The 24,743-nt window shown below is 60.0% G+C and carries 26 protein-coding genes and 1 riboswitch; of the genes, 9 read left to right on the forward strand and 17 right to left on the reverse strand.

The annotated features are described in order from the left end of the window. The first annotated feature begins 154 nt into the window (after positions 1-154). From MHZ89_RS03985 to MHZ89_RS03995, 3 genes are read left to right on the forward strand one after another with little or no spacing between them, the layout of a single operon-like run. Positions 155-916 carry an endonuclease/exonuclease/phosphatase family protein gene (locus tag MHZ89_RS03985; protein WP_120451579.1) on the forward strand — a complete coding sequence of 254 codons (762 nt, stop codon included), beginning with the start codon at positions 155-157 and terminating at the stop codon, positions 914-916. Continuing rightward, complete coding sequence (clsB, locus tag MHZ89_RS03990) at positions 913-2,157, forward strand: cardiolipin synthase ClsB (RefSeq protein ID WP_311781943.1); 1,245 nt, start codon at positions 913-915, stop codon at positions 2,155-2,157. Before MHZ89_RS03985 ends, clsB begins: the two co-directional genes overlap by 4 nt. Beyond that, a complete protein-coding gene (locus MHZ89_RS03995) occupies positions 2,157-3,125 on the forward strand; it encodes a lysylphosphatidylglycerol synthase domain-containing protein (RefSeq protein ID WP_120451575.1) in 969 nt (322 codons plus the stop codon). Before clsB ends, MHZ89_RS03995 begins: the two co-directional genes overlap by 1 nt. A 45-nt stretch (positions 3,126-3,170) precedes the next feature. On the opposite strand, the gene MHZ89_RS04000 is transcribed toward MHZ89_RS03995, so the two are convergent. Both MHZ89_RS04000 and MHZ89_RS04005 read right to left on the reverse strand, forming a co-directional pair. Further along, positions 3,171-3,878: a Bax inhibitor-1/YccA family protein gene (locus MHZ89_RS04000; RefSeq protein WP_120451573.1), complete on the reverse strand. Its 708-nt coding sequence runs from the start codon at positions 3,876-3,878 to the stop codon at positions 3,171-3,173. A 92-nt stretch (positions 3,879-3,970) separates the two neighbouring features. Then, positions 3,971-5,065, reverse strand: a complete 1,095-nt coding sequence (locus tag MHZ89_RS04005; RefSeq protein WP_311781944.1) for a DUF1615 domain-containing protein — start codon at positions 5,063-5,065, stop codon at positions 3,971-3,973. Between the two features lie 149 nt (positions 5,066-5,214). Between MHZ89_RS04005 and MHZ89_RS04010 the strand changes: the two genes are divergently transcribed. Next, positions 5,215-6,000, forward strand: a complete 786-nt coding sequence (locus MHZ89_RS04010; protein ID WP_311781945.1) for an OBAP family protein — start codon at positions 5,215-5,217, stop codon at positions 5,998-6,000. Here MHZ89_RS04010 and moaE read toward each other — a convergent pair. From moaE to moaA, 5 genes are all read right to left on the reverse strand, one after another. Beyond that, positions 5,997-6,449, reverse strand: a complete 453-nt coding sequence (gene moaE / locus MHZ89_RS04015) for a molybdopterin synthase catalytic subunit MoaE (RefSeq protein ID WP_120451569.1) — start codon at positions 6,447-6,449, stop codon at positions 5,997-5,999. The genes MHZ89_RS04010 and moaE overlap by 4 nt on opposite strands. Position 6,450: 1 nt before the next feature. Then, positions 6,451-6,696 carry a molybdopterin synthase sulfur carrier subunit gene (gene moaD, locus MHZ89_RS04020; RefSeq protein ID WP_120451566.1) on the reverse strand — a complete coding sequence of 82 codons (246 nt, stop codon included), beginning with the start codon at positions 6,694-6,696 and terminating at the stop codon, positions 6,451-6,453. Further along, the gene (gene moaC, locus MHZ89_RS04025; RefSeq protein ID WP_311781946.1) at positions 6,689-7,174 is read right to left on the reverse strand and encodes a cyclic pyranopterin monophosphate synthase MoaC; all 486 of its coding nucleotides are present in this window, start codon (positions 7,172-7,174) and stop codon (positions 6,689-6,691) included. The genes moaD and moaC overlap by 8 nt, the downstream gene beginning before the upstream one ends. Positions 7,175-7,177: 3 nt before the next feature. Next, on the reverse strand, positions 7,178-7,693 hold the full coding sequence (gene moaB / locus MHZ89_RS04030) for a molybdenum cofactor biosynthesis protein B (protein WP_311781947.1): 516 nt from the start codon (positions 7,691-7,693) through the stop codon (positions 7,178-7,180). Positions 7,694-7,708: 15 nt separating this feature from the next. Beyond that, positions 7,709-8,698 carry a GTP 3',8-cyclase MoaA gene (gene moaA, locus MHZ89_RS04035; RefSeq protein WP_311782255.1) on the reverse strand — a complete coding sequence of 330 codons (990 nt, stop codon included), beginning with the start codon at positions 8,696-8,698 and terminating at the stop codon, positions 7,709-7,711. Then, a riboswitch (molybdenum cofactor riboswitch) is annotated at positions 8,685-8,821 on the reverse strand. It overlaps the preceding gene by 14 nt. A gap of 178 nt (positions 8,822-8,999) precedes the next feature. Here moaA and yvcK point away from each other — a divergent pair. Continuing rightward, on the forward strand, positions 9,000-9,905 hold the full coding sequence (yvcK, locus tag MHZ89_RS04040; protein WP_311781948.1) for a uridine diphosphate-N-acetylglucosamine-binding protein YvcK: 906 nt from the start codon (positions 9,000-9,002) through the stop codon (positions 9,903-9,905). 5 nt (positions 9,906-9,910) lie between these two features. Here yvcK and uvrB read toward each other — a convergent pair whose 3' ends face one another. Beyond that, positions 9,911-11,932 carry an excinuclease ABC subunit UvrB gene (gene uvrB, locus MHZ89_RS04045; RefSeq protein WP_120451555.1) on the reverse strand — a complete coding sequence of 674 codons (2,022 nt, stop codon included), beginning with the start codon at positions 11,930-11,932 and terminating at the stop codon, positions 9,911-9,913. Between the two features lie 871 nt (positions 11,933-12,803). Between uvrB and MHZ89_RS04050 the strand changes: the two genes are divergently transcribed. Further along, positions 12,804-13,526, forward strand: coding sequence for an ATP-binding cassette domain-containing protein (locus tag MHZ89_RS04050; protein WP_311781949.1), 723 nt, complete (start codon positions 12,804-12,806; stop codon positions 13,524-13,526). 3 nt (positions 13,527-13,529) lie between these two features. On the opposite strand, the gene bioD is transcribed toward MHZ89_RS04050, so the two are convergent. From bioD to bioB, 4 genes are read right to left on the reverse strand one after another with little or no spacing between them, the layout of a single operon-like run. Further along, positions 13,530-14,198, reverse strand: coding sequence for a dethiobiotin synthase (bioD, locus tag MHZ89_RS04055; RefSeq protein ID WP_311781950.1), 669 nt, complete (start codon positions 14,196-14,198; stop codon positions 13,530-13,532). Further along, entirely contained in the window at positions 14,195-14,953 is a 759-nt protein-coding gene (gene bioC, locus MHZ89_RS04060; protein WP_311781951.1) for a malonyl-ACP O-methyltransferase BioC, read from the reverse strand. Before bioC ends, bioD begins: the two co-directional genes overlap by 4 nt. After that, complete coding sequence (gene bioF, locus MHZ89_RS04065) at positions 14,937-16,076, reverse strand: 8-amino-7-oxononanoate synthase (RefSeq protein ID WP_311781952.1); 1,140 nt, start codon at positions 16,074-16,076, stop codon at positions 14,937-14,939. The genes bioC and bioF overlap by 17 nt, the downstream gene beginning before the upstream one ends. Continuing rightward, positions 16,076-17,107 (reverse strand): biotin synthase BioB, encoded by a 1,032-nt coding sequence (bioB, locus tag MHZ89_RS04070; RefSeq protein WP_311781953.1) that lies wholly within the window; start codon positions 17,105-17,107, stop codon positions 16,076-16,078. Before bioB ends, bioF begins: the two co-directional genes overlap by 1 nt. Before the next feature lie 86 nt (positions 17,108-17,193). Here bioB and bioA point away from each other — a divergent pair, with 86 nt between their 5' ends. Continuing rightward, the gene (gene bioA / locus MHZ89_RS04075) at positions 17,194-18,486 is read left to right on the forward strand and encodes an adenosylmethionine--8-amino-7-oxononanoate transaminase (RefSeq protein WP_311781954.1); all 1,293 of its coding nucleotides are present in this window, start codon (positions 17,194-17,196) and stop codon (positions 18,484-18,486) included. Between the two features lie 77 nt (positions 18,487-18,563). Further along, positions 18,564-19,040 (forward strand): kinase inhibitor, encoded by a 477-nt coding sequence (locus tag MHZ89_RS04080; protein WP_120451541.1) that lies wholly within the window; start codon positions 18,564-18,566, stop codon positions 19,038-19,040. Between the two features lie 46 nt (positions 19,041-19,086). On the opposite strand, the gene MHZ89_RS04085 is transcribed toward MHZ89_RS04080, so the two are convergent. Next, positions 19,087-20,019 (reverse strand): Rpn family recombination-promoting nuclease/putative transposase, encoded by a 933-nt coding sequence (locus tag MHZ89_RS04085; RefSeq protein WP_311781955.1) that lies wholly within the window; start codon positions 20,017-20,019, stop codon positions 19,087-19,089. A gap of 134 nt (positions 20,020-20,153) precedes the next feature. After that, the gene (pgl, locus tag MHZ89_RS04090; RefSeq protein ID WP_311781956.1) at positions 20,154-21,152 is read right to left on the reverse strand and encodes a 6-phosphogluconolactonase; all 999 of its coding nucleotides are present in this window, start codon (positions 21,150-21,152) and stop codon (positions 20,154-20,156) included. A 159-nt stretch (positions 21,153-21,311) separates the two neighbouring features. Between pgl and MHZ89_RS04095 the strand changes: the two genes are divergently transcribed. Then, entirely contained in the window at positions 21,312-22,130 is an 819-nt protein-coding gene (locus MHZ89_RS04095) for a pyridoxal phosphatase (protein ID WP_311781957.1), read from the forward strand. Here MHZ89_RS04095 and modC read toward each other — a convergent pair whose 3' ends face one another. Genes modC through modA form a run of 3 tightly spaced genes read right to left on the reverse strand, consistent with a single transcriptional unit; the run spans position 22,131 to position 24,648 of the window. Further along, positions 22,131-23,189 carry a molybdenum ABC transporter ATP-binding protein ModC gene (gene modC, locus MHZ89_RS04100; RefSeq protein ID WP_311781958.1) on the reverse strand — a complete coding sequence of 353 codons (1,059 nt, stop codon included), beginning with the start codon at positions 23,187-23,189 and terminating at the stop codon, positions 22,131-22,133. Next, the gene (gene modB, locus MHZ89_RS04105) at positions 23,189-23,878 is read right to left on the reverse strand and encodes a molybdate ABC transporter permease subunit (RefSeq protein ID WP_311781959.1); all 690 of its coding nucleotides are present in this window, start codon (positions 23,876-23,878) and stop codon (positions 23,189-23,191) included. Before modB ends, modC begins: the two co-directional genes overlap by 1 nt. Further along, entirely contained in the window at positions 23,875-24,648 is a 774-nt protein-coding gene (gene modA / locus MHZ89_RS04110; protein WP_311781960.1) for a molybdate ABC transporter substrate-binding protein, read from the reverse strand. Before modA ends, modB begins: the two co-directional genes overlap by 4 nt. Positions 24,649-24,743 lie beyond the last annotated feature (95 nt).

Genomic DNA, 24,743 nt, shown 5'->3' on the forward strand with positions numbered 1-24,743 from the left:
GTCGCCCAAGTGCAACCGGCACAGGCCGGTAACGGTTTCCTCAATGTAAAGCAATTTTCGGATAACGCCCTAAATTTCCATCCTTATCCGCACCCGTTTGTGACAAAGACTACACTTTACTTTTGTTGCTGATGAAAAGGAGTGCGTCGAGAGTATGCCACAAACCAAGCAAGGATTTTCCCTTAAAGTCCTGACGATCAATACCCACAAGGGATTTACTACTTTTAACCGTCGCTTCATCCTGCCGGAACTGCGTGAAGCGGTACGCGCCACCTCGGCGGATATCGTCTTTTTGCAGGAGGTGATGGGCACACATGCCATTCATCCTCTGCACCATGAGAACTGGCCGAACACGCCGCATTACGAGTTTCTTGCCGATACCATGTGGAACGATTTTGCCTATGGCCGCAACGCCGTCTACCCGGAGGGGCACCACGGGAACGCGATTTTGTCACGGTTTCCCATTCAGGAGTATGAAAATCGTGATATTTCTGTTGCAGGAAGTGAAAACCGCGGCATGTTGCACTGCAAAATCACCCTGCCGGAGCCACACGGCACGCTGCATGTTATCTGCGTGCACCTCGGCCTGAAGGAGGCGCACCGCCACGCACAGATGAAAATGATGTGTGACATGGTCGCCTCGCTGCCGCCCGACGCGCCGCTGGTTGTCGCGGGCGATTTCAACGACTGGCAGCTGCGCGCCAATCATATCCTGAAGCACGGCGCTGGTTTAAAAGAGGTATTCAGCATGAAACACGGCCGCCCGGCGCGTACCTTTCCCGCCCGCTTTCCGCTGCTGCGGCTCGATCGTATTTATGTTCGCAACGCCACCGTCAGCCATCCCTGGGCGCTGCCGCGCAAACCCTGGTCGCACCTGTCGGATCACGCCCCGCTCGCCGTGGAGATCCACCTATGAATTTTGAATGGCGAGAAGGCAACAGTCTGCGCCTGCTGGAAAACGGCGAAGAGTTTTTCCCGCGCGTATTCGGCGCTATCCGCCGCGCCGAGCGCACCGTGTTGCTGGAAACCTTTATTCTGTTTGAGGATGAGGTCGGCAACGCGCTGCACCGCGAGCTGCTGGCCGCCGCGCAGCGCGGCGTGAAAATCGAAGTTATGGTGGATGGCTATGGGTCGCCGGATCTCTCCGATAAGTTCGTCAACAGCCTGACGGCGGAAGGGGTGCGCTTCATCTATTACGATCCGCGCCCGCTGGTAATGGGGATGCGCACCAACGTGTTCCGCCGTCTGCACCGCAAAATTGTGGTGGTGGACGAAACCGTCGCCTTTGTCGGCGGCATCAATTTCTCCGCCGAGCACAACACCAGCTACGGCCCCGAGGCGAAGCAGGATTATGCGGTAGAGGTCAAAGGCCCCATCGTGGCGGATATCACCCGCTATGTGCGCGAGGCGATGGGCAGCGAGGCGGTGACGCGCCGCTGGTGGGGTGGCCGCTCGCATCGTCCCGCGGTCAACGCCACGCCCGGCAATGCGCAGGTGCTGTTCGTCTATCGCGATAACGACGAGCATCGCGACGATATCGAAAAACACTATCTCGATATGCTGCGTACGGCGAAAGAGGATGTGATTATCGCCAACGCCTACTTTTTCCCTGGCTACCGTCTGCTGCGCGAAATGCGCAGCGCGGCCCAGCGCGGCGTCAGAGTCAGGCTGATTGTTCAGGGCGAGCCGGATATGCCGATCGTTAAAGTCGGCGCGGAGCTGCTCTATAACTATCTGGTGGATGCGGGTGTGGAAGTCTATGAATATATCCGTCGCCCGCTACACGGCAAGGTGGCGGTTCAGGATCGCCAGTGGGCCACCGTCGGCTCCAGCAATCTCGATCCGCTGAGCTTATCGCTCAACCTTGAAGCTAACCTGATCGTCTACGATCGCGACTTTAACCAGACGCTGCGCGACAACCTGGAGCAGCTGCTGGCGAAAGATTGCGAGCGCGTGCAAGAGGATCGCCTGCCGCCGCGCACCTGGTGGCAGCTGACCAAAAGCGTGATTGTCTTTCACTTCTTACGCCATTTCCCGGCTATCGCCGGCTGGCTTCCTGCGCACACGCCGCTGATTGCGCAGGTCGACCCGCCGGTTCAGCCGGAAATGGAGACGCAAGACCGTGTCGAAACCGACAATGAAGGGGCTAAATCCTGATGGCGGAAAAACATCCGAAATGGAAGCTGGCGAAAAAGGTGCTTACCTGGATCTTTTTTATCGCGGTGATTGTGCTGCTGGTGATCTACGCCCGCAAAGTTAACTGGGAAGATGTCTATAACGTTATCGTCAACTACAACCGCTTCGCGGTGCTAAGCGCCGTCGCGCTGGTGATAGTGAGCTATCTGACCTACGGCTGCTATGACCTGATCGGCCGCGCCTACTGCGGCCATAAGCTGGCGAAGCGGCAGGTGATGCTGGTCTCTTTTATCTGCTACGCCTTTAACCTGACGCTGAGCACCTGGGTCGGCGGCGTCGCGATGCGCTACCGGCTCTACTCGCGGCTGGGGCTGGACAGCGCCACCATCACGCGCATCTTTTCCCTGAGTATCGCCACTAACTGGCTCGGCTATATTTTGCTGGCGGGCGTGGTATTCAGCGCGGGCATGGTGCCGATCCCCGGCGGCTGGTTTATCGGTGAGACCACGCTGCGCATCATTGGCGTGGCGCTGCTGGTTGTCGTGGCGGTTTTTCTCTGGGCCTGCGCCTTTTCAAAGCGCCGCAAATGGACCATCAGACGCCAGACGCTGCAATTGCCGTCGCTGCGCATGGCGCTGTTTCAGTTTGCGGTGTCGTCCGCTAACTGGCTGGTGATGGGAGCGATTATCTGGCTGCTGCTGGCGCGTCAGGTGGATTACCCCATTGTGCTTGGCGTGCTGTTGATCAGCAGTATCGCAGGGGTGATTATTCATATTCCGGCCGGTATCGGCGTGCTGGAGGCGGTGTTTCTGGCGCTGCTGAGCGGGCAGCACGCTTCACACGGCACCATCATCGCGGCGCTGCTCGCCTATCGCGTGCTCTATTTTATTCTGCCGCTGCTGCTGGCGCTGGTGCTCTATCTGGTGCTGGAGAGTCGCGCGAAGCATCTGCGCGCGAAGAATGAACAGAAACTGCAGAAGAGTTCGTAAAGCGGAATCGCCCCATCCCGACCGCGGGATGGGGCAAAGCGCCTGTTAGCGGCGGTTGCCGAAGATGCGCAGCAGCATCAGGAACAGGTTGATAAAGTCCAGATAGAGCTTCAGCGCGCCCATAATCGAATAGCGGCGCAGCGACTCACGGTCGCGCACGTCGATCTGTTCGCCAATCTGGCGCAGCTGTTGCGTGTCATAAGCGGTCAGTCCCACAAACACCACCACGCCGATATAGGTAATCGCCCACATCAGCGCCGGGCTTTTCAGCCAGAAGTTCACCAGCGACGCCAGCAAAATACCAATCAGCGCCATAAACAGCAGGCTGCCGAAGCGGCTCAGGTCGCGTTTTGTGGTGTAGCCGTAAAAGCTCATGGCGCCGAACATCCCCGCCGTCACAAAGAAGGTGCTGGCGATCGAGCTGTAGGTGTAGGCGAGGAAAATACTGGCCATCGTCAGGCCGGTCAGGACCGAATAGAGCATAAACAGACCGGTCGCCAGCGCGCCGCTCAGGCGATTCACCATGCCAGAAAGCACGAACACCACCGCCAGCTGCGCGATAATCAGACCGAAGAAGGTCATGCGGCTGGAGAAGATAAAGAACATGATGCGCTCGTTGCCTGCCGCATACCAGGAGACAAAAGCGGTCAGCAGCAGCCCGCAGGTCATCCAGCCGTAGACCTGCGCCATATACGTCTGCAACCCGCTTGTGGCGGGCTGCACCAGGGAATCATTGCGTGGATATCTGTCCATGATGCACCTCATAAAAGTGAAAAGGCGTCGGAAGACCGACGGTCATGCCTAATTGTGGCACAGCATGGGTTAACTGCTCCACAATGCGTGCCTCAGCGGCGCGATAAACATTGCTGATAGCGGCTGTCGACGCGCTGAGCGAACCAGGCCGTGGTGAGATTGCGGGTGATTTTCGGGCTTTCCAGCTTAATGCCCGGCAGCATTTCGCGCGGCAGCGGCCGACCGGCCATCTTGTCCGCCAGCGCAAAGACCTGCTTCCAGAGCGTGCTGTCGCTAAAGCTCTCCTGCTCCCCTTTCTCTAAATCGCGGCGAATGGCGCTTTCGCTCATATCGATCTGCTTCGCCAGGGTACGCACCGCCAGCTCCGTCGAACCTGCTTTATCCGATCCATAAAGGATAAGATCGCCATCCAGCGCCAGCTTCATGCCGGTGGCGCGTGCCACCGCCGCCTGAAAGGCCGCGTTGCGGCTGGCGTACCAGCCTGCATTGAAGTCGGCGAAGCGGTAGAGCGGCTTGCTGTAGTCCGCCGGGTAGCCGAGCAGATGCATAATGCCGAAATACATGCCGCCGTGGCGGGTAAAGACCTCGCGGCGAATCGAGCCGTCGATCGGCCAGGGATAACCTTTAGCGTGCGCTTCGGCGAAGCTGATGCTGACCTGCATCGGGCCGCCGGTATGAATCGGGTTAAGGTTGCCGAACAGGGTCTGCCCCATCGGCACCATATCAATGAAATCATCGAAAATGGCGCTCAGCTCTTTTTCGCTGCGCACTTTATCGAGCCGCGCCGCATAACTTTCGCCGTTGGGCGATTTAATCAGCAGCGCGGTGCGCACCAGAAATGCCGGTACGTGCACCTTCGCCGCGCGGCGATCGATCTCGCCCCAGGCGATTTTCGGCAGGCCGGGTACGGCCGCTTCGGCGCTAAAGTTCGATTCCTGATCCGCCACGGCGATAGCGGCGCACAGGTTGCTGACGCTGGGATCGATCTGCTGAGTGCGGAATGAGGTGTAAATATCGGTGGCCCAGCCGGGCTTGTCGCTGACGTGCGCGGGCAGCAGACGCTGAATCTGCGCCTTAACGTCGGCAGGCTGACGCACCGGCGCTTCGGGCGTTTTTTTCGTGCTACAACCCGCCAGCACCAGCGCGGCGAGCAGCGAGAAACGTTTGAGCGATGCTGAAACTGACATACCTGTCCTTGCGAGAAAACAAACCCTTACCTTAGCACCGAAGCAGGGACAAACCATCAGACGAGGCGTAAATTCCTGCTTCACCGTCGCGCTTGCTTATCGGCCATTCTCAACCAGGTTTAGCTTTTATCGTCTAAAAGGAAATTGTGATGCAAAAACTCTGGATCGGCGCCACTGTCGCCCTGTTGCTCAGCGGGTGCGGCGCGAATAATAGCCCTGCGCAGGTCGCCACGCCCGGCGCGCCTGCCTCGGCAAAAATGAAAACTCTCTCTACAGGCGCTGACCTGCTGCAGTCGCGTCCGCCCATTGAGGCGATCAGTACCTATCTCGACGGCTTTCACTTCTATAACGGTGACCAGAACGGCCAGATGGAGGCGCACCACTACGTCACGGTGCTGAACGATGACGTGATGCAGGCGGTGATTTATGACGGCAATACCAAAGACGCGCGGCTGATGGGGGTGGAGTATATTATCAGCGCGCGGCTTTATCAGACGCTGCCGCCGGAGGAGAAAAAGCTGTGGCACAGTCACCGGTATGAGGTGAAGTCAGGCACCCTGATTGCGCCAGGCCTGCCGCAGGCGGCGGATCATGCGCTGATGGCGCGCATCGCCAATACCTACGGCAAAACCTGGCACACCTGGCATACCGATCGCGACCAGACCCTGCCGCTCGGCATTCCGGCGCTGATGATGGGCTTTACCGCCGACGGTCAGCTCGATAATCGCCTGCTGGCCGATCGCGATAAGCGCTTTGATATCGACAGCCGCAAGGTGCGCGCATCGCGCGCCGATATCGTCACGCAGCCAGTTCTACCGGGCGCTGACGCCTGGCAGCGCGGCGAGGTCATTCAGCTTAAACGCGTTTCCGGCGGCGGCGAGCATGCCCACGGCCAGACGCACTTCGGCCCGGCGGAGCAGCTCAGCAAGCCTTAATCCCAGCGCTGCGCGGCCTGATGGTCGCTGTCGCGGGCGTCTACCCAGCGATCGCCCTGCTCGGTCGCCTCACGCTTCCAGAAGGGCGCGCGGGTTTTCAGGTAATCCATAATAAATTCCGCAGCGGCGAAGGCGCTGCTGCGGTGCGCGCTGGTTACGCCGACAAACACGATCTCATCGCCTGGAAACAGCTCGCCGATGCGGTGGATCACGCTGACGCGCTGTAAAGGCCAGCGGCTGCGCGCCTCGTCAACAATCTCCTGCAACGCTTTCTCCGTCATGCCCGGATAGTGCTCAAGCGTCAGCGCGGCGACGCTGTCGCCCAGGTTGTGGTTGCGCACTTTCCCGGTAAACGTCACTACCGCGCCATCGGCGTTGGAGGTAGAGAGCCAGGCGTATTCGTCAGCCATGCTGAACGGCGCCGCGCCGACGCGGATCTGCGTTGCCATATCAGCCTCCCGTCACCGGCGGGAAAAATGCCACTTCGTCGCCCGCTTTCAGCGGATGCGACATCGGCACCAGCGTCTGGTTTACCGCAGCCAGCAGCTTGCCGGAGTCGAGCGCCAGCGCCCAGCGATCGCCTTTTTGCGCCAGCGCGCCGCGCAGCGTCGCCACGTCGGGGAACGCATCAGGCATCTCCAGCGCGCTGGTGCCAACCAGTTCGCGCACCTGGGCGAAAAAGAGCACGTTAATCATGGGTCACCGCCTGGAAATCACCGGACTTGCCGCCGCTTTTGCTCAGCAGGCGCAGCTGGTCGATAACGATATCTTTCTGCACCGCTTTACACATGTCATAGATAGTCAGCGCCGCCACCGACGCGGCGGTCAGCGCTTCCATCTCGACGCCGGTTTTGCCGCTCAGGCGGCAGAGCGAGGTGATGCGCACGCGCTGATGTTCCGGCTCAGCGACCAGGTTGACTTCGACTTTGCTCAGCATCAGTGGATGACAGAGCGGGATCAGCTCCCAGGTGCGCTTGGCGGCCTGAATGCCGGCAATGCGCGCAGTCGCGAAAACGTCACCTTTGTGGTGGCTGCCGTCGACGATCATTTGCAGCGTATCGGCGGCCATCAGCACCAGCGCTTCCGCGCGCGCTTCGCGCACCGTTTCCGCTTTGGCCGAGACGTCCACCATATGGGCTTCGCCTGCGGCATTAATATGGGTCAGTTGAGACATGGCTTACAGCTTCTTTAAGTGTGAAACGAAATTACAGGGGCCGGTGCGGGCATCGATCTGATCGGCAATAATGCGCTCCCAGGCGCTTTCGCAGGCGCTGGTCGAACCCGGTACGGCGAAGATAAGGGTGCCGTTGGCCATGCCGGCGACGGCGCGCGACTGCAGCGTTGAGCCGCCGATATCTTCCCAGGAGAACATGCGGAACAGCTCGCCGAAGCCCTCAATTTTTCGGTCGAACAGCGGCTCAATTGCTTCTGGCGTGTTGTTCTTCGCATTGAATCCCGTACCGCCGTTAATGACCACCACCTGCACATCCTGGCTGGCGATCCAGCGCGACACGATAGCGCGGATGCGGTAGCGGTCTTCGCCGACGATAGCGTGATCGACCACCACATGCCCGGCTTCACTCGCCGCGACGCGCAGGTAGTCGCCTGAGGTGTCGTTGCTGGCGTCGCGTCGATCGGAAACGGTCAGCACCGCCAGGTTGACCGGAATAAATTCACCCGTAGATTTGCCCATTACTCGCTCCTGAGATTAACCGCCGATGAAAGAAAGGTTCTGCGTGATGCCGGTATTGCCCTGATGCAGGAAGTGTGTCTGCTTCTTCTCGCCCAGGCTGTGGGCGATGCGCGCCTGCAGCTCCGCCTGCTGGTCATCGGAAACCAGCAGATCGCGCAGCGGCACGCCGCTATCGCCAAACAGGCAAAGATGCAGATTGCCGTGTGCCGAAACGCGCAGGCGGTTGCAGCTGGCGCAGAAGTCGCGCGAATAGGGCATAATCAGGCCGATCTCGCCGACGTAATCAGGATGATAAAAGACCTGCGCCGGTCCGTCACTGCGGCCGCGCTCGCGGCGCTGCCAGCCTTGTGCTATCAGCTGGTCGCGGATCACCGCGCCAGAGACGTGCTGCTGACGGAACAGCGCGCCGCCCTCGCCCGTCTCCATCAGCTCGATAAATCGTAGCTGAATGGGGCGGGTGCGGATCCAGTCAAGGAAGGTTGCCAGGCTGCGGCTGTTGAGGTCGCGCATCAGTACGCTGTTGACTTTGACCTGCTGAAAGCCAGCCTCGAAGGCGGCGTCGATGCCCGCCATCACCTGATGGAACTTGTCCTGACCGGTAATGGCGTGGAACTGGCGCGCGTCGAGACTGTCTACGCTGACGTTCAGCGCGGTGAGACCGGCATCGCGCCAGGCGGCGACGTCGCGCGCCAGCCGATAGCCGTTAGTGGTCACGGCGATCTGGCGAACAGCGGCGTTTTCACGTACGGCGGCGATAATGTCGGTAAAATCGCGACGCAGCGACGGCTCGCCGCCGGTCAGACGCACCTTTTCGGTGCCTGCCGCGGCGAAAGCGCGCGTGACGCGTCGAATCTCATCGAGCGAAAGGAAACTTTTGTTGCGCACGCCCTGGGGTTTATAGCCGTCGGGCAGGCAGTAGGTGCAGCGGAAGTTACAGACATCCGTCACCGAGAGACGCAGGTAATAAAACCGACGTGCAAATGCATCAGTAAATTGTGACACCAGAACACCTTTTCCAAATACGGGAGATGCAGGCATTTCTTTCTGCACCCTGGCAGCGCGTCGGCTGCGGCCTGAATCCCCTATCGTTTGACTTAGGCATTCAGGCTTTGAGTGTATGTCGACCAACATGGGCGACATGGTTGGCAAATGGTAGCGCGAATTTTGCCGCTCTGCCATCAACTAATTTCGCTATATATATTGATATATAACGATTTTTCGCCGCATTTTCGCGGCAGTAAGGTTAACATGACCCGCTAAAAGCAGCGCCGGTACGGTAAGTCAGCAGCGGGTGTAAAGAGGAAATATGAACCGAACTTTGTCAGACCTGGATCGCGTGGTTGCGCTGGGCGGCGGACACGGCCTGGGACGCGTGATGTCCGCCCTGTCGCCGCTGGGTTCGCGCCTGACGGGCATTGTCACTACCACCGATAACGGCGGTTCCACCGGACGCATCCGCCGTTCCGAAGGCGGCATCGCCTGGGGGGACATGCGCAACTGCATCAATCAGCTGATTACCGAACCCAGCGTCGCCTCGGCGATGTTTGAGTATCGCTTTGCCGGCAACGGCGAGCTGTCAGGTCATAACCTGGGCAACCTGATGCTCAAGGCGCTGGATCATCTCAGCGTCAGGCCGCTGGAGGCGATCAATATCATTCGCAATCTGCTCAAGGTTGACGCCTTTCTTATCCCGATGTCGGAGCAGCCGGTGGATCTGGTGGCATTAGACAGCGAGGGCAACATGGTTTACGGCGAAACCGATATCGACGCCATGAAACAGCCGCCGCAGGAGCTGATGCTGCACCCGAATGTCGCGCCGACGCGTGAAGCGCTGGAGGCGATCGCCGAAGCGGACCTGATTTTGATCGGCCCCGGCAGCTTTTACACCAGCCTGATGCCGAGCCTGCTGATGGAGGAGATGGCGCGCGCGCTGCGCCGGACGCCCGCCACCATGGTGTTTATCGGCAACCTTGGGCGCGAACTCAGCCCGGCCGCCGCCAGCCTGACGGTGGCGGACAAACTGGCGATGATGGAGAAATATATCGGCAAGCGGGTAATTGACGCCGTGGTGGTGAGCCCGGCCGCCGATACCTCCGGCGTCGAGAACCGCCTTATCGTGCGCGAGCCGCTGGAGGCCGCCGATATTCCCTATCGTCACGACCGCCAGCTGCTGCGCATGGCGCTGGAACACGCCATTCAGCGTTTTAGTTAAAGCCGCTACGAGGCGGCGATAAAGAGTTCGCGCAGCTCATGCAGCTTGTCGCGCACGTTCGCCGCCTCTTCGAACTCCAGGTTTTGCGCGTGCTGCTGCATCTGCGACTCCAGCTCGTGGATTTTTTTCTGCAGCGCCTGCGGCGTCAGCGCCAGATAGCTGGCGTCCGCCTCGGCGGCGCTGCGGCTGCTGGCTTTGGCCTTGCCGCGCGTCTTGATAACGTTCTGGCCCAGCTCGAGGATATCGGTGATCTTCTTGTTGAGGCCCTGCGGCACAATCCCTTTTTCCTCGTTGTACTTCTGCTGCTTCTCGCGGCGGCGCTCGGTCTCTTCGATGGCGCGCGCCATCGAGTTGGTGATCCTGTCGGCGTAAAGGATCGCCTTGCCGTTAACGTTACGCGCGGCACGGCCGATGGTCTGGATCAGCGAGCGTTCGGAGCGCAGGAAGCCCTCTTTATCCGCATCAAGGATCGCTACCAGCGATACCTCCGGCATATCCAGACCTTCGCGCAGCAGGTTGATCCCGACCAGCACGTCAAACTCGCCGAGACGCAGATCGCGGATGATCTCCATACGCTCGACGGTATCGATATCTGAGTGCAGATAGCGCACCTTCTCGCCATGCTCTTCGAGATACTCGGTCAGATCCTCCGCCATGCGCTTGGTCAGCGTCGTGACCAGCACGCGCTCGTTGATGGTGACGCGCTTGCGGATCTCCGACAGCAGATCGTCCACCTGAGTCGCCACCGGTCGTACCTCCAGCAGCGGATCGAGCAGCCCGGTAGGACGTACCACCTGATCGATCACCTCGCCGCCCGATTTCTCCAGCTCGTAGTTGCCCGGCGTCGCCGAGACGTAAATGGTCTGCGGTGCCAGCGCCTCGAACTCTTCAAACCTGAGCGGTCGGTTATCCAGCGCCGAAGGCAGGCGGAAGCCATACTCCACCAGCGTCTCTTTACGCGCGCGGTCACCTTTATACATCCCGCCGATTTGCGGAATGGTGACGTGCGATTCGTCGACGATCAGCAGGCCGTCGGCGGGTAAATAGTCGAACAGCGTCGGCGGCGGCTGGCCAGGCCCGCGCCCGGAGAGGTAGCGCGAGTAGTTTTCAATACCCGAGCAGTATCCCAGCTCGTTCATCATCTCCAGATCGAACTGGGTGCGCTGCGTCAGGCGCTGCTCTTCCAGCAGCTTATTGTTCTCCAGCAGCACCCGGCGACGATCCACCAGCTCATCTTTGATCTCTTCCATCGCCTGCAGGATACGTTCACGCGGCGTCACGTAGTGCGTTTTTGGATAGATGGTGTAGCGCGGTACGGTAGAGACGATCTGCCCGGTAAGCGGATCGAACAGCGACAGCCGCTCGACCTCTTCGTCGAACAGTTCGACGCGCAGCGCAATATCTTCCGACTCCGCCGGAAAGATATCGATCACTTCGCCGCGGACGCGGAAGGTGCCGCGCTGGAACGCCTGATCGTTGCGCGCATACTGCAGCTCCGCCAGGCGACGCAAAATGCTGCGCTGGTCGATGATCATGCCGCGCGTCAGGTGCAGCATCATTTTCAGATAGAGATCGGGATCGCCCAGACCGTAAATGGCGGAGACCGACGCCACGACGATAACGTCGCGCCGCTCCAGCAGCGCCTTGGTCGCTGAAAGACGCATCTGCTCGATATGTTCGTTTACCGAGGCGTCTTTTTCGATAAAGGTATCGGAGCTGGGCACATAGGCTTCAGGCTGGTAGTAATCGTAATAGGAGACAAAGAACTCCACCGCGTTATCGGGGAAGAACTCTTTCATCTCGCCATAAAGCTGCGCCGCCAGAGTTTTGTTGGGTGCCAGCACCATCGCAGGCCGGTTGAGGTCGGCGATAACGTTGGCGACGGTAAACGTCTTGCCGGATCCGGTTACGCCGAGCAGCGTCTGATGGGCCAGTCCATCCTCCAGTCCCTCTTTGAGACGACGAATCGCCTCGGGCTGGTCGCCGGAGGGCTGGAAAGCGGAATTTAGTTTAAAGACTTTACTCATGACTTGCGGTTCCTGCTGAAGAATGCGGCGGGTAGCGGAGTCATTTTACTCTGCCGTGGCGATTTTGCCAGAAATTAATACTGGATAAATTACCAGTAACGCGGCACAGTGGAGCGCTGGCGCCTCGCCGCGGCTAAAAGGCTGTAACATCGCGACAACATTTTTTCCGTTGCGCAAGGTTATCCCCAGCCAGAGAAGATTTATAACATTTGTCAAGAGAGCCTTGTTAAATTTCAGCTCTGTTACGCAGCGGAAAAATCTCAGGCTTGTTTTTTAATAACTATCTGTTTTTAAAATAAATATGTGAAAAGCCCAGTTTCTCATCATAATGTAACCAGGCCGCGTATTTCCTCGCTTGCGCTCTGTTTTCACTGTCTAATGCACAAGGTTATCCACAGGAATGGTGGATAACTAAAGGCAGCCCTTTTGCCATCGGCTGTGCATAATTTTTTGTTGTTAAGCCGCCCGAGTGAAAAAATTTTTTTTGCGCCTAAATTCCTGTCACAAACGCTGGCGTTAGCTATGCTTTTTCAGCCCACCGCTGCTTTTTTGCCTAGCCGCGCCCGGTATTAAGACCAGCAAAAATTCAACAAGCTCTCTTATTGTGAGCTGTTGCACCATAAACGTTAAGTCCTCAGCACCGTGAAAGTGCAGTGCTCTGATTACCCCCGGCAATTGTTAAGCAATTTTCATCTTTAATGGTTAAAAGCTGTCTGGCTGCCGCTTCCCCGAACGCCGAAGCGTTCTGGCCCGGTAATTGCAGGATGCAGTAACAAGGGAGCAAAGCGATATTTGCGCCGCCGTTGAAGACTTGTTTGCCAGACGTCAAAGAGCGGAAGCATTCAGGCAAAATCTGTAAGAGGAGAGTCAGATGCTGAGTTTACGTTCGGTGAATCAGTTTTACGGGCAGAACCATATTCTGTGGGATGTTGATCTCGACCTGCCGCCAGGCACCTGCACCGGCGTGTTAGGCCGTCCGGGTATGGGCAAAACCACGCTGGTGAACTGCATTATGGGTCGTCTGCCGATTAACAGCGGCTCGATGACCTGGCAGGAGGATGGCTCGCCGCCGCGCGATCTGCTGCGGCAGCCTGCCGAACAGCGCGCGCGCATGGGTATTGGCTATGTGCCGCAGGGCCGTCATATCTTCTCGCAGATGAGCGTTGAGGATAACCTGTTCATCGCTCTGCTGGCGGGCAGCGCGCCGGGCGATAAACCGCACGTTATCCCTGAAATGGTGTTCGACCTTTTTCCGGCGCTCTATTCGCTGCGACAACAGCGCAGCGGCGAGCTGCCTGTCGACCAGCAGCAGCAGCTGGCGCTGGCGCGCGCGCTGGTGCTGCGTCCCAGACTGCTGATCCTCGACGAGCCGACGGACGGCATGTCGCCCTGGCTGGAAGAGGAGATGGGCAATCTGATCCGCCGTCTGAATCTCGATTACGGCCTGACCATTCTGCTGCTGGAGCAGCGAATTTCGCTGATCCGCCGCGTCGCTGACTACTTTCTGCTGCTCCACCGCGGCCGCAACGTTGCACAGGGACGCGTGGCGCAGCTGGACGATCTTACCGTCAACAAGTGGCTGACGGTAAGCTGATCGCTACTGCGGCAGCGTCAGGAAGCGGCCGCACTCCGCCTGCGCCGCCGCATCCGGCAGCCAGGGGATTTCGCCGAGAAACGGCGCGGGAATGCGCTGTTTTAGCGTTGTCATATAGGCCTGATGGCGCTTGCCCGGCGGCTCGATATCGTTGGCGATCCAGCCCGCCAGCCGCAGGCCGCGCGCCTGCACCGCATCGGCGGTGAGCATCGCGTGATTGATGCAGCCCAGTTTGACTCCGACCACCAGTATTACCGGCAGCTGTTCCTGCTCAACCCAGTCGGCGTAGGTCTGCGTCTCCGACAGCGGCGTATACCAGCCGCCTGCGCCCTCAACCAGCACCCACTCCGCCTGCGCTTCCAGCGCGCGCAGTCCTTCAGAGAGCGTATCGAAAGCGATCGGCCTCCCCTCTTCCGCGCTGACGATATGCGGCGAGGTCGGCTCGATAAACGCCAGCGGGTTAACCTGCTCATAGCTCAGCGCCAGGGTGCTGTAGCGCTGCAGCGCCAGCGCGTCGCTGTTGCGCACGCCCTCCGGCGTAACGTCGCAGCCGGAAGCGACCGGCTTATACCCGGCGGTGCGATAGCCCGCCGCGCCTGCCGCCTGCAGCAGCGCGCCGCTGGCGACGGTTTTGCCGACCTCAGTATCGGTGCCGGTAATAAACCATTTCATCGTTGTGTGACTCCAAAAAGCAGTTGATAGGTGAGACGGTAGCCCTGCGCATCGCGCGGCCATAGCGCCTCAAGCTGCGTCAGCCGCTGCCGCGTCAGCGGCGTGCCGTCCCGTCCCTGGTGCAGATGGGTGGCGCCAATACCTTTCAGCGACCGCATCGCGCTCAGCGCGCTGGGAAAATGCATGACCTGCGTCTGCCGTATAAAGCGCAGATTCAGTCCGGCACCCGCCGCACGCACCTGCGCCTCGGTTAAAAAGCGGTTGGCGTGCTCGCCAGCGCCCAGCGGCCGCCAGGCGTCGTGCACCTCCTGCAGCGAGCCAGCCAGCAGCGTCGAAAAGAGCATCACGCCCTCGGCGCGCAGCACGCGAGCAAACTGCTGCAAGGCCGTACGCAAATCGCTGCTCCACTGCACCGCCAGGTTGCTCCATACGCAGTCAACGCTCTGGTTCGCCAGCGGCAGGGCGTCAATGTCGCCCGCCAGGTAGCTGCTCGCCGCGTCGAGGCTGCGCGCCTGCTGCAGCATCTGCGGCGAGAGATCGAGCGCCACGACGCGCTGCCCGCGTTGCTGCCAGAGGCGGCTGTACCAGCCGGTGCCGCAGCCCGCGTCCAGCAGATCGCCGCCGGAAGCAACAGGCGGCGCCAGCGCCAGCAGTGCGTCGCCGCAGCGGCGCTGCAGCTCGGCGTGCTGTTCATAATGGCCCGCCGCGCGACCGAACGCGCGCGCCACGGCACCTTTGTTAACCAGCAGCGTCATGCAGCGCCTCCAGCAGTGTGTCGATATCGTCCGCCCGATGCGCAGCGGTCAGGGTTATGCGCAGCCGCGCGGTGCCGGGCGGCACAGTCGGCGGGCGGATAGCGCTGACCCAGCAGCCCGCCTGCGCCAGCCGCTGCGACAGCGCCAGCGCGGCGCCGTTTTCGCCGACGATCAGCGGCTGTATCGCGCTTTCAGACGGCATCAGCGACCAGGGCAAGCCGGCCGCGCCGGTACGGAAGCGCTGAATGTTCTCATTCAGACGCTGACGCAGCGCGTCGCCGCGCTGAATCTGATGCAGTGCCGCCAGCAGCGCGCTCGCCTGCGCGGGCGGCATCGCCGTTGAATAGATAAGGTGACGAGAAAACTGCAGGAAATAGTCGGCGGTGGCATCGTCGCACAGCAGGGCGGCGCCGCTGACGCCAAAAGCTTTACCAAAGGTCACCACCAGCAGCTCCGGCTTTACGCCCTGCTGCCAGCAGCTGCCGCGCCCCTGCTCGCCCACTACGCCGATGCCGTGGGCGTCATCCACCAGCAGCCAGCCGCTGGCGCGCCGGGCGGCGGCGGCGATATCCGCCAGCGGCGCGCTGTCACCGTCCATGCTGAAAATACCCTCGGTGATCACCAGGGTTGCGCCATCACACGGCGACGCCAGCCGCTGCGCCAGGCTCGCTACATCGTTATGGTGAAAGCGACGCAGCGCAGCGGGCGTGTGGCCCGCCGCATCCAGCAGCGACGCATGCGCCAGTTTGTCGGCGATCAGGCGATCCTCTTTCTGCGCCAGCAGGTGCACGATAGCCTGATTGGCGGCGAAGCCGGAGATGAACAGCAGCGCGCGCGAATAGCCCAGCCAGTCGGCAAGCTGCGTCTCCAGCTCGGCGTGCCAGCGGCTGTAGCCCGTAACGTGGCCCGACGCGCCTGCGCCCGGCGCGCCCTGACGCCAGCCCTCCATCACGGCCGGATGCTGACTCAGGCCGAGATAGTCGTTGCTGGAGAAGTGACGGTAGGTTTTACCCTCGACCTGCAGCGTGCGGGTGTCGTTGCGCGTGACGAGGCGGCGCTGCCGCCAGCCGTCAGCGGCGCGGCGCGTCTCCAGCGCCTGCGCCATACGGGTGGAGAAACTCATTACACCGCCGCGTTGTAGAACTGTTCGGTGTCGGCGTGGAACAGCTGATCGCTCAGCTGCTGCTGCTGTTCATTATCGCCGTGAGCGGTATGGGTATGTTCCGGGTTAAGGCCCAGCTTGCGGAACAGCAGCAGATCCTTATCCTCTTCCGGGTTCGGCGTGGTGAGCAGCTTGCAGCCGTAGAAAATTGAGTTGGCGCCTGCCATAAAGCACATCGCCTGAGTCTGCTCGCTCATCTGCTCGCGGCCCGCCGAGAGACGCACATGGGAGGTCGGCATCATGATGCGCGCCACGGCGATGGTGCGAATAAAATCGAACGGCTCTACGTCGTCATTGTCCGCCAGCGGCGTACCTTTGACCTTTACCAGCATATTGATGGGCACGCTCTCCGGCGGCGTCGGCAGGTTCGCCAGCTGCACCAGCAAACCGGCGCGATCGTTCACGGTTTCACCCAGCCCGACGATGCCGCCAGAGCAGACTTTGATCCCCGCGTCACGCACTTTGCCGAGCGTATCCAGACGCTCCTGATAGCTGCGCGTGGTAATGATGCTGCCGTAAAATTCCGGCGAGGTGTCGAGGTTGTGGTTATAAAAATCCAGCCCCGCCCCTGCCAGGCGCTGCGCCTGATTGTCGCTTAGCGTGCCGAGCGTCATGCAGGTTTCCATTCCCAGCGCCTTCACGCCCTGCACCATCTGCTCCAGGTAAGGCATGTCGCGATCGCTGGGGTTTTTCCACGCCGCGCCCATGCAGAAGCGGCTCGATCCCGCCGCTTTCGCTTTACGCGCCGAAGCCAGCACCTCTTCCACTTCCATCAGCCGCTCTGATTCCAGACCGGTTTTATAACGGGCGCTTTGCGGGCAGTATTTGCAGTCTTCCGGACAGGCGCCGGTTTTGATCGACAGTAGGGTGCTGACCTGAACCTGACGCGGGTCGAAATGCTGGCGGTGAACCTGCTGCGCCTCGAACATCAGCTCAAGAAAAGGTTTGTCAAACAGCGCCTGCGCCTGCGCCAGAGTCCAGTGTTGTGCCATTGCTTACTCCAAAAAAGGGTGTCATCCCGACAGTTAACGTGGTTATACTTGTAAACTAAATCTTTTTATTTTGGTTTACAACTACCATGTTCACCTCTCAGGACGCCGAATTCGACCGCCAGCATATCTGGCACCCCTATACATCGATGCGCGATCCGCTGCCCTGCTACCCGGTGGTCGCGGCGCAGGGTATGCATCTGCAACTGGCCGACGGCCGCCAGCTGGTGGACGGCATGTCCTCCTGGTGGGCGGCGATTCATGGCTATAACCATCCCCGTCTGAACCAGGCGATGCAGGATCAAATGGCGCAGATGTCGCATGTGATGTTCGGCGGCATTACGCATCCAGCGGCAGTCGCGCTCTGCCGTCAGCTGGTTGCGCTGACGCCCGCCGCGCTGGAGTGCGTGTTTCTTGCCGATTCCGGTTCAGTCGCGGTTGAAGTGGCGATGAAAATGGCGATGCAGTACTGGCTGGGGCGCGGCGAAACGCGACAGCAGTTCCTGACGCTGCAACGCGGCTACCACGGCGACACCTTTGCGGCGATGTCGGTTTGCGATCCGGATAACTCGATGCACAGCCTGTGGCGCGGCTACCTGCCGGAGCACCATTTTGCCGCCGCGCCGCAGTGCGGCTTTGACGATCCCTGGGACGAGCGCGACGCGGATGACTTTGTGCGCCTGATTGAGCAGCACCATTCCCGACTGGCGGCGGTGATCCTCGAACCGATTGTGCAGGGCGCGGGCGGCATGCGTTTCTACCATCCACGCTATCTGCAGCGGGTACGCGAATGCTGCGATCGCTATAACGTGCTGTTGATTGCCGATGAGATCGCGACCGGTTTCGGCCGTACCGGCAAACTTTTCGCCTGTGAACATGCAGAGGTGACGCCCGATATCCTCTGCGTCGGCAAGGCGCTGACCGGCGGGATGATGACGCTGGCGGCGACGCTCGCTACGCGCCATGTTGCTGATACCATCAGCAACAGTCCGGCGGGCTGCTTTATGCACGGGCCGACCTTTATGGGCAATCCGCTGGCATGCGCCGTGGCGGTAGAAAGCCTGTCGCTGCTTAACGAAGGCCACTGGCCGCAACAGGTAGCGCGTATTGAACAGCAGCTGCGCGATGAGCTGCTGCCGCTGCGCGCTGCGCCGCAGGTGGCGGACGTGCGCGTGCTGGGGGCGATCGGCGTTGTCGAGACGCATCGTCCTGTCAATATGGCCCGACTGCAGCGCTTTTTCGTCGAGCGCGGCGTCTGGATACGTCCGTTTGGCCGCCTGATCTACCTGATGCCGCCCTATATCATTACGCCAGAGGCGCTAGGCGCCCTGACGCAGGCGGTTGCCGAGGCGCTGACGCAGGAGGCGCACTTTAGCGGCTAACCACTGGAACCGCCTGCTTTTTTGGATAAGATGGAGAACGTTCGCAGTGAACAGGTCCTGACAATCGAGGAGAGAAGATGCGCGTTTTCAGCAATGATTTTAAAGACGGCGACAAGATGCCGGAGCGCCAGGTGTTTAACGGTATGGGCTACCAGGGCGATAATATCTCCCCGCATCTGGCGTGGGACGAGGTGCCGGAGGGTACGAAAAGCTTCGTCGTCACCTGTTACGATCCCGATGCGCCGACCGGTTCCGGCTGGTGGCACTGGGTGGTGGTGAATATTCCCGCCAGCACCCGTCTGCTGGAGCAAGGCGCTGGCTCAGGCCAGTCGATGCTGCCGCCGGGCGCATTGCAGACGCGTACCGATTTCGGCAAAGCGGGCTACGGCGGCGCGGCACCGCCGCAGGGCGAAAGCCATCGCTATATTTTTACCGTGCATGCGCTGGACGTAGAGAAAATCGAGGTGGATGCTGAGGCGAGCGGCGCGATGGTCGGCTTTAACGTACATTTTCATGCGCTGGCGAGCGCTTCAATAACGGTGAAGTATTCGTAACGGGAAGTAGATGCGGCCCGCGACAGCGGCGCCGCTTTCGAAAGGGTTAGTGACGGATCTGCGCCAGCTCCGCCTCGCTCAGGCCAGTCGCCTGCTGCACAGCGTCGCGCGACATGCCCATCTCCAGCAGACGGCGGGCAACTTCAAGTTTGCCTTCGTTACGGCCTTCCTGACGGCCTAGCTGAATGCCTTTTTCAATTCCTTTTTCGATGCCTTTCTGTTCAAGCTGTTCTGCAATGGTCATCAATAGCTCCCCCTGCTGCGGCATCCGTTGTGCCAGTTTGCGAACAAAGGCTTCGGCGTCTGAGCTTTCGCCAGCCTGAATAATATAGTGTACCAGCGATATTATCTGCGATGAAGAGAGATAACCGGCCAGTAGAATAGAGGCCAGCTTGTCCAGCATCTCGCTCAGATCGCGCTGATGAATATGCTTTTGCAGCAGCGTCAGCGCGGCCATGGTGCGATGACCAGCAATCTCTTCGTCGGGAATAACGGTTACGTCCACCAGCGGAAAAGGCGTGCCGTAAAGCCGGGATGCCAGCCCCGGATCGCTGAATTCATCAAGCCAGCAGGTAGACCAGGGATAGGGGCTGCGTTTACCGGCATAGAACAGTACCGGTATCACCAGCGGCAGTTTTTTATGGCCTGCATCCAGGTGGCGCTGCATGGCGGCGACCGCATAGCGTAACAGCCTGAACGCCATATGCTTGTCTGGCGTAGACTGGTGCTCAATCAGAACATGAACATAGCCGTCATCGCCGGTAGTGGTTTTCAGGCTATAGAGCACATCGCTGAAGTACTGACGCAAATCGTCTTCGACAAAAGAGCCGGACTCCAGCTTAAGAGTGGAGAGATCGCAGACGGCGCGCAGTTCGGGCGGAAGGTGGATAAGCATAAAATCGCGGGCGATTTCCGGCTGGCCGAGAAACTGCCGGAACGCGGCGTCATGCGGGGTAGGCGTACGGTTGCTCTTCTTCATCTTTCCTGATTCCGAAAAAAACAATCCACGTATCCTGTCACAGCCAGAAAAGCGCAATATTGATCTTGCATCGGCATGGAGCAATTTAGAAAAAGCGTGCGGAGCCGCTACCCCGCACGCCTGAGCTGGCAAGCTTAATCCAGCTGATGAATTACCACCCACATCGGGCCCTGCCCCACCGCGTAACGCGCCAGCGGCGTCAGCAAACCTTGCGGCTCGCTGATACGGTAAACTTCGATATGGTGTGACTTCTGTCCTGACGCCACCAGATAACGGCCGCTGTTATCGATATTAAAGCCGCGCGGCTGCGTTTCCGTTGGCTGATAGCCTTCGATTGAGAGCAGGCCGCCATCTTCACTGACGCTGAATATCGTAATAGTGCTGCTGGTGCGATCGCAGGCGTAGAGGAAGCGACCGTCAGGCGTCAGATGAATATCCGCTGCCCAGCGGGTCTCGTTAAAGCCCGGCGGCATCATATCCAGCGACTGCACGCGCTCGACTTCGCCGCGCGCATTACTCAGCGACCAGACGTCAACGGTACTGTCCAGCTCGTTCACGCAGTAGGCATAGCTGCCGTTGGGATGAAACGCCATATGGCGCGGACCCGCGCCCTCTACCGTGGTCACCTGCGCCTGCGCGCGCGGCGCCAGCTTGCCGTCGGCGCTCAGGGAGTAGAGGCAAATACGATCCTGCTTCAGCGCCGGGACGAACAGCGTCTGGTTGGCGTTATCGATATTGGCGGAGTGACAGCCGTCCAGTTCGCGGATCACCTGAGACGGCGCCTGCGGCAAGCCATCTTCGCCAATTGGACTGATGCTGACGCAGGCGTCGTTATAGGAGCCGCAAAACAGATAGTTGCCTGTACGATCGGTGGAAATATGGGTCGGGCTGCCTGGCAGCGGCGCTTCGCCCGCCTCGCTCAGGGTGCCATCGGCGGCAATACGAAACGCCACGACGCGGAAGTTCGGACGCACGCCAACGTACAGGAAATCTTTCTTCGGGCTGACCACCATCGGCTGAACCTGGCCGGAGACATCCGTCACCTGCAACAGCGAAAGTGCGCCCTCTTCATCTAACCGCCACGCGTGGATCTGCTGGCTCTCGGGACTGGCGGTATAAACGACTTGTTTCATGCATTCTCCTTGTTCGCAGCCTGTCAGTATTGTGTCTGTGGCTCACTGTAGTCTCTTTTTCTACGGTGCGCCGGGATCATTTGTGCCCTGCTTTTTGTCTCAGGGCCGCGCCCCGGTGTAGACTCGATGCCTCTTTCATCCCTTCTGACGGAATAAGCCATGAGCTATCGCGTAATTGCCCTCGACCTCGACGGCACCCTGCTGACGCCCGCTAAAACCATTCTGCCCCAGTCGATCGAGGCGCTGAAGCGTGCGCGTCAGGCTGGCGTCAAGGTGGCTATCGTCACCGGTCGTCACCACTGCGCTATCCACCCTTTTTATCAGGCGCTGGAACTCGATACACCCGCAATCTGCTGTAACGGCACCTATTTGTATGATTATCAGGCAAAAAAGGTGCTGGCTGCCGATCCACTGGATAAGGAGCAGGCGCTGCGCGTGATTGAGATGCTGGATGAGAATGGTATCCATGGCTTGCTCTACGTCGACGATGCGATGCTCTACCAGACGCCCACGGGGCATGTGACGCGCACGCTGAAGTGGGCGGAATCGCTGCCGCCGCATCAGCGACCGCTGTTTGTTCAGGTGCCTGACCTGGCGACGGCGGCGTGCGAAGCGCAGTCAATCTGGAAGTTCGCCCTTTCCCATGAAAACACCGCTGAACTGCAGCGGTTCGCGAATCAGGTGGAGGCGGAGCTGGGGCTGGCGTGCGAATGGTCGTGGCACGATCAGGTCGATATCGCGCAGCGCGGCAACAGCAAAGGCCGGCGGCTGGCGGAATGGGTCGCCTCGCTGGGCCTCAGCATGCAGGACGTTATCGCCTTCGGCGACAACTACAACGATCTCAGCATGCTGGAAGCGGTCGGACTGGGCGTGGCGATGGGCAACGCCGACGAGGCGATTAAGGCGCGTGCAAAACAGGTGATCGGCACCAACCTTGAACCAGGCATCGCTGAGGTTATCCAGCAGCAGCTGCTGTAATCAGGCGGTGACCGAAACGCTTTTAATCTGGGCATAGAGCCACTGATCTGGCCGAATGCCCAGCTCATCCCGCGCCCAGGGTGAAATGCGCGCCCAGAGTTCGCTGACGCCGATACGCAAGCGAACCTCAACCTGATCGCCCACCTCAAGCAGCTCTACCACCTGCGCCGGCAATATATTGCGAATCGAGCTGTGCTGCGGCGGCTGCAGCGCCAGCGAGACGTCCGCCGAGGCGATACGAATACGCAGCGGCGTTTTTACCGGATGGTTGACCCGGCTCACCCAGATATGCTGGTCGCCGAGCGACAGCGCGCTCATCGGATAGTCAGGATGGTGTTCCAGCACCTGCACGCGCAGCACGCTGGTCAGCTCATTCACCGGCAGCCAGGGACGCATCGCGCTGCTGCTCCAGAGCTTTTCCAGCGGGCCGAAAGCCTTCACGCCACCGCGATCGAGCACCAGCACGTTCTCTGCCAGCTGTAAAATCTCATCAAGGCTGTGGGTCACGTAGAGCACCGGGATTTCGACCTGCTTCGCCAGCTTCTGCAGATAGGGCATCAGTTCGCGCTTGCGCGGCAGATCGAGCGAGGCGAGCGGCTCGTCCATCAGCAAAATATCGGGGGCGCTCAGCAGCGCGCGGCCAATAGCGACGCGCTGTTTTTCACCGCCCGAAAGCGACAGCGGAAAGCGATCCAGCAGCTTTTCCAGCCCCAGCAGCGTGACCAGCGCGTCGAACTGCCCTTTCATCGCGGACGACATGCCGTAATGTAAATTACCGCGCACGCGGTAGTGCGGAAACAGTCGGGCATCCTGAAAAACATAGCCGACGCGGCGTTTTTCCGGCGGCAGCATCACGCCTTTCTCAACGTCGAGCAGCACACGGTCATTTAGCGCGATAGTGCCGCGCTGCGGCTGCGTCAGGCCGCTGATGGCGTTGATCAGCGACGTCTTCCCCGCGCCGGAGACGCCGAATACCGCGGTAATGCCCTTCGCCGGGATCTGCGCATCGATATCGAGCTGGTGATCCCCCAGCCGTTGTGAAAAATTCAGCGTCAGCATCAGGCACCCATCCTTTTGCGGCCCCAGCGCGCCAGCCACTCCGAAATCAACAGAGAGAGCAGCGCCAGCGCGATAGCAATGACGCAGAGACGCGCCGCCGCGCCCTCAGCGCCAGGGGTTTCGATCAGGGTAAACATCGCCAGCGGCAGCGTACGCGTCTCCTGCGGGATATTGGAGACAAAGGTAATGGTCGCGCCGAACTCGCCCAGCGAACGGGCAAAAGCCAGCACGGTGCCGACGATAATGCCGGGCAACGTCAGCGGCAGCGTGATAGTGAAAAAGACGCGCCAGCGTCCGGCGCCGAGCGTGCGCGCCGCCTGCTCCAGCCGCATATCTACCGCTTCCAGCGCCAGCCGGATAGCGCGCACCATCAGCGGAAAGGCGATCACCGCAGAGGCGAGCGCCGCGCCGCGCCAGCTAAAGGCGAAGCTGAAGCCGAACCAGTCATACAGATACTGGCCGATCACGCCGCGACGCCCCAGGCCGATCAGCAGCAGATAGCCGACCACCACCGGCGGCAGCACCAGCGGCAGATGAATAATGCTGTCGAGCACAGATTTGCCTGGAAACCGGCATCGCACCAGAATCCAGGCCACAAGGATGCCAAACGGCAGGCTAAACAGCACCGCAATGCTGGAGACTTTCAGGCTGAGCATTACCGCCTGCCATTCGGGATCGCTGAGTATCATGCTTTCGGGGAGAATCCATACTGTTTAAACACTGCGGCCGCTTCCGGGCCTTTCAGATAATCATAAAACGCCTTAACGGCGGCGTTATTATGCGCTTTTACTATCGCCATGGGATATTCAACCGGCTTATGGCTGGATGCCGGGAAAGTACCGACCACCTGCACTTTATCGCTGGCGACCGCGTCCGAACCGTAGACGATGCCGTAAGGCGTCTCCTTGCGCTCCACCAGCGCCAGCGCGGCGCGGACATTATTGGCGCGCGCCAGCGACGGCGATACCGTCTGCCAGGCACCCAGCTTTTGCAGCGCTTCCTGCGCATAAATGCCGGCCGGAACATGGTCAGGATCGCCTACCGCCAGACGTTCGCCTTTCAGCAGGCTTTTCCAGTCGGTTTGTTCGTTCAGCGTAACGGGCTTCGCGCTGTCGCTGCGCGGCGCGACCAGCACCAGCTCGTTGCCGAGCAGGGTCACGCGCGTGGCGTCATCCATGCTCTTTTTCGCTACGGCGTCATCCATCCACTGCTGATCGGCTGAAATAAAGAGATCGGCGGGCGCGCCCTGTTCAATCTGGCGCGCCAGCGTGGAGGAGGAGGCAAAAGAGGATACCACTTCCACATCGGTTTTCTTTTTATACTGCGTCGCAATTTCCTGCAGCGCGTTGGTCAGCGACGCGGCGGCGAAGACGGTCACTTTTTCAGCGGCAACCGCCTGCCCGGCCAGCGTGACGCTCAGCGCGGCGGCAAGACCCCAGCGGTACGAACGAATTGTCATGCGTTTTCTCCTGTTATGCGTTGTGTAAGCGATGATACAACGCAGATATGGGGAGCGTTACAAAATTATCGGCAGGAAAAGGAGAAGGTTGAGCG

The sequence above is a fragment of the Pantoea sp. ACRSB genome (assembly GCF_022346905.1).
GTDB lineage: Bacteria > Pseudomonadota > Gammaproteobacteria > Enterobacterales > Enterobacteriaceae > Pantoea > Pantoea piersonii.